General features: G+C 37.7%; 1 protein-coding gene. It reads left to right on the forward strand.

Going from position 1 to position 812, the window contains the following annotated elements; all coding sequences use genetic code 11:
- A partial coding sequence (locus tag EGI22_RS15240) for a hypothetical protein (RefSeq protein ID WP_255069311.1) occupies positions 1-812 on the forward strand: 812 nt, incomplete at both ends.

Consider the following 812-nt stretch of genomic DNA (forward strand, 5'->3'; position numbering starts at 1 on the left):
ACTACTGGAATATTCAATAATCTGGCTGCTGGAAATTATACGGTTTGGGTAAAAAACAATTCAGGCTGTATTTCTGACACTTCGAAAGCAGTTATTCTTCCTCAACCGAATTCGCCAACAAAACCTATTTTGGCAACAATTCAACCAACTTGTACCGTTGCGACTGGAAAAATTTCGGTTTCTTCACCAACGGGTGTTGGAATGAGCTATAGCTTAGATGGGCTGAGTTTTACAAATACTACTGGTATATTTAATAATCTGGCTGCTGGAAATTATTCGGTTTGGGTAAAAAATACTCTGGGATGTATTTCTCAAAGTGCTTCTGGAATAATAAATACTCAACCAATCAAGCCAGATGCTGGTTTAGATAAAGTAATATATTTGCCAATTTCAAGTACAGTTTTAACCCCAAATCCATTAGGTGGTACGTGGGCAGTATCAACTGGAAATATATTTAGCAGCTCAATTAATAATTCCGGAACTGTTTCAGGGTTGAACAATGCTGGAGGATATAATTTTGTGTATAGTTTAAATACTTGCTCCGACACCGCTAAAGTTACGGTCATTTGCACTAAACCGACATTGACACTTGGAAATATCAAATGTGAAGGTTCTACTTACAGTGTGGCTTTCTATAGCAGTACTCCTAACATTTCACCTAGTGCTGGTACTATTTCAGGTGATCGTATCATTAACATTCCAACTGGCACAAACCTTTCGGTAAAAGCCAGTAATGGAACTGGATGCGAAACTGTTTTGGATGTTATTAGTCCTGAACCATGTGATTCTTCTTGCGAATTCTCGAATCTTTA

This window comes from Lacihabitans sp. LS3-19 (assembly GCF_024343575.1).
Lineage (GTDB): Bacteria > Bacteroidota > Bacteroidia > Cytophagales > Spirosomataceae > Leadbetterella.